This window comes from uncultured Sphingomonas sp., assembly GCF_902806265.1.
Taxonomy (GTDB): Bacteria; Pseudomonadota; Alphaproteobacteria; order Sphingomonadales; family Sphingomonadaceae; genus Sphingomicrobium.
In genome coordinates, this window is record NZ_CADCVZ010000048.1 from 1 (window position 1) to 6,528 (window position 6,528).

A 6,528-nucleotide genomic window follows, 5' to 3' on the forward strand; every position below is an offset into this window, starting at 1 on the left:
ATTTTGGGAAGCCAGTGCATAGAGCCCCACCAATCCGCTCGCGGCAATCAAGACGGCACCGGCACACCCACTCAGATATGCACCAGCTCGCAACTTCGACTGTGCCGTTCTCGAGGCGAGGACAAGCGTCGCCAGGCAGACTCCGGTCGCGAGCTTCAGAACCTCCGCAGCGGCAAGCAGCGGAGCGACTTCCATGATTGTCGTGCCATTGGCGGTGGCGCCCAGATCCCGGCCGCTGCTTCCGCCCAACGTCGACATTAGAAGGACGCCGGTCAGCATCGCAACAGCAGTAAGCACCCCAAGCGAGAGGGCGGAGCGAAATCCCACTTTCTCGATTGCTGCGGCACGAATAAACATGGTGCCAATACTCACCCATCATCCACCTTCCCGCAATCCGCCGAACTCGGACGCACAGTTTCGATGTCCGTCATGGGTCGAACGCGGCCATAAACCGTAGCGGTCTTCAGGCTAGCCGAGGCAGCTCTGTTTCCATTTCCTAGTTGATCGCTACACTGCCTGCCATGACCAAGCTGATGATAGCAGCGCTCATGATGCTCTTCGCCGGGGCGTGCGCCACGGTGCCTGTCGTCCCGACTCCGCCGACTACTGCGCCAGGCCCCGACTTCCTCGTCCGTAACGCAGCAGCTAAGAACGTTGTAACAACCCCCAGCGGGCTCCAGTACTTCGTGATCCGCTCAGGGCCGACAACCGGGCTGCACCCGGCCGGGAGCGACACCGTGGCCTTCGACTACGAAGGCAAGCTGGTAACCGGTGAGACGTTCGACAGCAGCTACCAGCGTGGTACGCCGCTGACCGGACCGGTCGACGGCTTCGTTCCCGGCTTCACAGAGGCCTTGAAGCTAATGCGGCCGGGTGATGAATGGATCGTCTGGATCCCACCAGCGCTTGGATACGGGGATCGGGCGAGTGGACCGATCCCGGCGGACAGCGTCCTTCGTTTCAGACTGGCGCTGCACAGCGTCACGCCTTCTGGGGGCACCGCGCCAACCCCCTCATCCCGTTGATAGCATCCGAACTTCGGCGAACGTCCGCAATGGGTCGCGAGCAGACATCGCTGACCGGCTGAACGTACGTCCGCTTACGGGCGCCGGCGAAACCGGCGCGGGCGTCTTCGTTGGGCGCTTAGCGGAATGGCTGAAGGTGACCGGAAGCGGTGGTTCTGGTTAGGTTTTGCGGGTAGCAGAAGGGGCCGTGCTAGCCGGCCCCGCGACCTCGCATGCGATCATTCTGCCTGTCTCGCCGCGTGAAATCCATTAGGCGCTCGTCATGCGAAAGAGTGCTCCACGCAGCTCACCGATCGCAACATCGACCTGCCAACCGTGAGCGACCATGATCTGTCGAACGAGGTTCAAGCCCACGCCGGTGCCCTCCGCGCGCGTGGTAAAGAAGGGCAAGAACACTTCCCGCCGTAGCGATTCTGGAATGCCGGGGCCATTGTCTTCGACTTCAATGGTGGTGGCGCCAGCCGGTCGGTCTGCCATCCTGAGGACGATCTGCCCGCCGTGCCCGGTGGCCTGCGCGGCGTTGCGCAGCAGGTTGATGAGGGCCTGGGCAAGAAGATCCGGGTCAGCATCAAGCACGAGGCCGGGAGCAATCTCGAGTTCGAGACGGTGCTCGGGCCAGTCCGCGCGGAACAATCGGGCGAGTTCCGCCGCAAGGTCGGCTGCATCGAAGCGTCGCTTTCGCGGAACGGGCGGACTAGCGACCGCCCGGTAGCTTTTGATGAATTGCTGAAGGCCCGCCGCGCGCCGAGCGAGCGTCGCAACAGCTATACGGGCTTCGTCCAGGTCAGGAGGATCTGACGCCAGCAGCGCCGCCACCGTCTCACCCAGGGAGGTGACAGGGGTCAGCGAGTTGAGGATCTCGTGGGTGAGCACGCGCACGAGATCGGTTTGCGCCGCCACCTCGATCGCATCCAGGGTCGCCTGAACAGGCTCAATGGTGATCGCGCGAACCGGAAGGCCGAGCCGCTCCAGCGTGCCCACCCGTAGCAGCACGCGTTGCGGTCCGCCCGACAAGCGAATTATCAGGATCTCCTTGGAAGGCGCCGCGGCGTCCGCCAGGCGGGTCGCAAATGTCGCGCCCAGCACAGCCACGTCTTCTCGGTCGAGGACATCGGCGAAGCCCAACAACCGGCGAGCCGCCTTGTTAGCCAAGCGCACTGGGCCACCCGGGTGTACTGTGAGCAGGGCGACGGGCATGTCGTCTACCAGAGACTGGAGAAAACGCAGCTCTTCCGCATCCCGGGTGCGCTCCTCCTGCAGCTCGCGCATGGCGCCATCTAGGGCACGGCCGAGTTCTGCGAAGCTTGCGCCCCCGCTATGGCTGAAGCGGGTGGCGAAGTCGCCATGGCGCAGCGCCTCGACGAAGCGAGCCACTGTAACATTGGTTCGCTGGACGTGGCGGTACAGACCGGCCAACGCCAGAAGCACCAGCAGAGCGGCAAGCAATCGCGTGATCGCAAGTTCGGGGCGGGCCAATGCCCACAGCAGCGCGAGCATTGCGGCGCACAACGACACTACCCAGGCGAGCACCATTAGCGAGTATCGGCCGCTAAAGCCCATGCTTCTCCATGCGCCGATACAGTGCGGCGCGCGACAACCCCAGTTCGGAGGCCGCAGCTGATACGTTGTAACCGTGCTTGCGCAGCGCCTCTTCAACCAGCCGCCGCTCGACCTTCTCCAGGTTGAGCTCGCTGGTCCCGGCCGGCCGGAGCGCCCCGACAAGCACTCGCGTCTCCGCGGCGGGAGGTAGAGCGAAATCCTCGGATGCTAGAGGAGCATCTCCCGATAGGATCACCGCGCGTTCCACCGCGTGGCGCAGGGCCCGCACGTTTCCGGGCCAGTCGCTTGCAATTAAGGCTGCCATGGCCTCCGGCGTTATCTTCGGCAGTGGACGGGCGTACCGGCGGGCATAGAGCTCGAGAAAATAGGCAATCAACGTCGGCACGTCCTCCCGCCGCTCCCGCAAGGGCGGGATTTCGATCTCCACGGTATTTAGACGGAACAGCAGATCCTGACGGAAATGCCTTGGATCGCGCAGCATCTCGGACGTCATGTTGGTGGCCGCGATTACCCGGATGTCGACAGGTACGGGCGTATTAGAACCAACGGGAGTGATGCGCCGCTGCTCTAGCGCCGTGAGTAGCTTGGGCTGCAGGTGCAGCGGCAGGTTGCCGATCTCATCCAGGAATAGGGTAGCGCCGTCCGCCGCCTGAATGCGGCCCACGCGATCGGCTCTGGCGTCGGTGAACGCGCCGCGAACGTGGCCGAACAGCTCGGAGTCGATGAGCTCGCTGGCGACGGCGCCCAGGTCGACGGTAAGCATCGGACTGGCGGCACGATGCGAATGGCGGTGAAGCGCGCGAGCAACGAGCTCCTTGCCGGTACCGTTCTCGCCCAAGATGAGGACGTTGGCGTCGGTCGGCCCTGCCCGCGCCACCAACGAATGAACGCGCGCCATAGCAGGCGCCGAACCAATCAGCGGCAGATCGTCGGCCGACAGCGTGGCCGGCCGCCGCTCCAGCGGTGCCGCAGTTCGTGAGCGTCGCACGCTGGCAGCATTGCGCACCGCCGCAGACAGACGCTCATTGCTCCAAGGCTTGGAGACGAAATCGATGGCACCCCGCTTCATCGCTTCGACCGCGACGTTTACGCCCGCATGAGCGGTAATCATCACAATCGCCAACGAGGCATCGGCGGAAAGAAGTCGGTCGAGCAGTTCAAGCCCTTCAGCAGAGTTGGTGGCACCCCTCGCGAAATTTGCATCGAGGAGGATCACGTCGGGGGAGCGTGCGCCAATCGTCGCAAGCGCTAGATCCGGCGCGGATAGGAGGATGATCTCGCGAAAAAGCGGGCGCAAAGCAAACCGCGCCGCCGTCAGGATGTCCTCGTTGTCGTCGACAACAACGCACAGGTCGAACTCTGCTTTCATGGCCATTGCCCGTTTCCGTACCTTTCGCGTCCGGAACCGGACAATCAATATTCGTGCCAACAGGCACATGACTTAGCCGAAAGCTTGGAAATGCGTGAGTTGCGCGTGTTTGGCATGGTCGATGCTCTTCATCCGGCGCGGGCATTGGGGCCTGTTCGGAGCGTCAGCCATGAAGACTTATTCGAACCAGATGGTTCCCGTGATCGCCGCCTTGTTCGCGAGCATAGCGGTATCCGCCTCCGTGGCGCCAGCCATAGCCGCAACCACCACAGCCTCTTCCAGCGAGGCGCCGAGCGCAGCCACGGCCGGCACCTTGGAGATGTCGCTTTTAGAGCCGCACGAGCTCGGGCACTTCAGCATCCCACTTGCCGCCCGTGTCGCCCCTTGATCGTCCAACGATGTCCGGTTCCGAACGCATCTGTCCGGATTCGGACAGGCGAGCGGCACCCGACGTTGAATTCACCCGCAGGCCGAACTGGCACGTCGCTTGCTACGGTGAGGCAGAGGATAGGTGATGAGCGTAGTGAAAATGCAAAGCGCGGACGCGGGTACCGACCGGCCGGTAACGGGCGGAGCGATGGACCGAGTCATCGAGCGCCGCGGCCTTCCCGGCTGGATCAAATGGGCGGCGGGCGGGACGGCGCTGCTGTTCACGCTGCTCGTCTTCTGGCTCTACGCACCACGCGGCGACACGCAGACGGTGAGCGCTGCCCGGCTAACGATCTCGCCCGTGACCAACGGCACGTTCGAGGATTTTATCCCGCTGCGCGCCCGCGTGACCCCGCTGCTGACCGTCTACCTCGACGCGATCGAAGGCGGCCGGGTCGACAAGGTGCTGGTCGAGGACGGGGCGAACCTGGCGCAGGGACAGCTTATCGCGGTCCTGTCCAACGCCGAACTGCAATTGTCTGTTCTGGCCCGCCAGACCGAGGTCGAGCAGCAGATCAACAACATGCGCTCACAGGAGCTCGCGCTGTCGCAGAGCCGGCTGGCTAACCAGCGCGCCGTGCTGGAAGCGAGCCTCGCGGCTGACAAGGCACGGCGCCAGTATGAGCGCGAGAGGCCGCTCGCCCAGCGCGGCTACGTCGCAGGCAAACAGTTCGCCGACACGCGCGACCAGGCGCGGTACGAGAGCGAACGGCTGGCGGTGCTACGCCGCAGCCAGTCCACAGACGAGCGCCTGCAGGGCAGCCAGCTGGCGCAGCAGCGCGCCTCAGCAGCCTCGCTTAGGTCTAGCCTTGGCGTCGCACGTGCCAGCCTTGAAGCGCTTTATCTGCGCGCACCGGTCGCGGGACAATTGTCCGGGTTCAGCATCCAGATAGGCCAGTCGCTTTCGCGCGGCGAGCGGCTTGGCCAGATTGACAGCCCGGGCCGCAACAAGCTGATGGCCGGGGTGGACGAATTTTACCTAGGCCGAGTCCAACTATTTCAAGCCGCGAGCGTCGAAACGGGCGGGAAGAACTACCCGGCCAAGGTCACTAAGATCTATCCGCAGGTCCAGAACGGGCAGTTCCAGGTAGACCTGCAGTTCACCGGTGGCGAACCCGCTGGCATCCAGCGGGGTCAGACCCTTCAGGCTAAGCTGACCCTCGGCGATCCGGTGCCGGCAAAGCTGATCCCGAACGCTGCCTTCTATACGGAAAGCGGCGGCAACTTCGTCTTCGTTGTGTTGCCCGATGGCGCCTCGGCCCTGAAGCGGCCGGTGCGGCTCGGCCGGCGCAACACGCAATCAATCGAGGTGCTCGAAGGTCTCGACATCGGCGAGCGTGTGATCACTTCTCCCTACACCGGTTTCGCCGACAAGGATCGGCTCGACCTTTCACAAGGCAAGGACTGACCCATGCTCCACATGCGTGAACTCTCGCGCGTTTACCGCACCGACACCGTTGAGACCTCGGCGCTCGATGAGATCGACCTCGACATCGAGGAAGGCGAGTTCGTCGCGATCATGGGCCCGTCGGGCTGCGGCAAGTCCACGCTCCTCAACCTTATCGGCATGCTCGACAGCCCCACGAGCGGCTCCTACGTCTTTGCCGGGCGTGAGGTTGCAGGGCTCCCCGAAGCCAAGCTGGCGGAGGTTCGCAAAGAGGCGATCGGCTTCATCTTCCAGAGCTTCAATCTGGTCGACGAACTAACCGTTCGCGAGAATGTGGAGCTCGCGCTTCTCTACCACGACGTGACCGCCGCCGAACGCAAACGCCGCACGGACGAGGTCATGGACCGCGTCGGCATCGCGCATCGTGCGCGGCATCGTCCCAGCCAACTGTCTGGCGGGCAGCAGCAGCGCGTGGCAGTCGCGCGGGCGCTGGTTGCGCAGCCCAAGCTGATCCTCGCCGACGAGCCAACTGGCAACCTCGACACCAACCACGGCGAGGAGGTCATGAAGATGCTCCAGACCTTGAACGAGCAAGGGTCGACCATCGTGATGGTCACGCACTCGCCCGCGCATGCCGACCATGCCGGCCGGGTCGTCAACATGCTGGACGGCCGAATCCTGCAGCAGCGTCGCCGTGCGGCCTGAAGCGCTCCGAGCCCAACCCTGATCGAGCAAACGAGGACGTTCCCATGTGGCGC

At 64.0% G+C, this 6,528-nt stretch carries 7 protein-coding genes; 3 read left to right on the forward strand and 4 right to left on the reverse strand.

The features are described from left to right. A partial coding sequence (locus tag QZX62_RS09630; RefSeq protein ID WP_294174006.1) for a hypothetical protein occupies nt 1–372 on the reverse strand: 372 nt, incomplete at its 3' end. A 149-nt stretch (nt 373–521) separates the two neighbouring features. Here QZX62_RS09630 and QZX62_RS09635 point away from each other — a divergent pair. Beyond that, entirely contained in the window at nt 522–1,025 is a 504-nt protein-coding gene (locus QZX62_RS09635; protein ID WP_294174007.1) for an FKBP-type peptidyl-prolyl cis-trans isomerase, read from the forward strand. Between the two features lie 249 nt (nt 1,026–1,274). Here QZX62_RS09635 and QZX62_RS09640 read toward each other — a convergent pair whose 3' ends face one another. The 3 genes from QZX62_RS09640 to QZX62_RS09650 all read right to left on the reverse strand — a co-directional run bounded on the left by QZX62_RS09640 (nt 1,275) and on the right by QZX62_RS09650 (nt 4,257). Beyond that, entirely contained in the window at nt 1,275–2,522 is a 1,248-nt protein-coding gene (locus QZX62_RS09640; RefSeq protein ID WP_294174009.1) for an ATP-binding protein, read from the reverse strand. Nucleotides 2,523–2,574: 52 nt separating this feature from the next. Continuing rightward, complete coding sequence (locus QZX62_RS09645) at nt 2,575–3,960, reverse strand: sigma-54 dependent transcriptional regulator (RefSeq protein WP_294174010.1); 1,386 nt, start codon at nt 3,958–3,960, stop codon at nt 2,575–2,577. A 171-nt stretch (nt 3,961–4,131) separates the two neighbouring features. After that, the gene (locus QZX62_RS09650) at nt 4,132–4,257 is read right to left on the reverse strand and encodes a hypothetical protein (protein ID WP_294174012.1); all 126 of its coding nucleotides are present in this window, start codon (nt 4,255–4,257) and stop codon (nt 4,132–4,134) included. 211 nt (nt 4,258–4,468) lie between these two features. On the opposite strand from QZX62_RS09650, the gene QZX62_RS09655 reads away from it, so the two are divergent. Next, a complete protein-coding gene (locus tag QZX62_RS09655; RefSeq protein ID WP_294174013.1) occupies nt 4,469–5,791 on the forward strand; it encodes an HlyD family efflux transporter periplasmic adaptor subunit in 1,323 nt (440 codons plus the stop codon). Between the two features lie 3 nt (nt 5,792–5,794). Beyond that, nucleotides 5,795–6,475 (forward strand): ABC transporter ATP-binding protein, encoded by a 681-nt coding sequence (locus QZX62_RS09660; RefSeq protein ID WP_294174015.1) that lies wholly within the window; start codon nt 5,795–5,797, stop codon nt 6,473–6,475. Nucleotides 6,476–6,528: the final 53 nt, after the last annotated feature.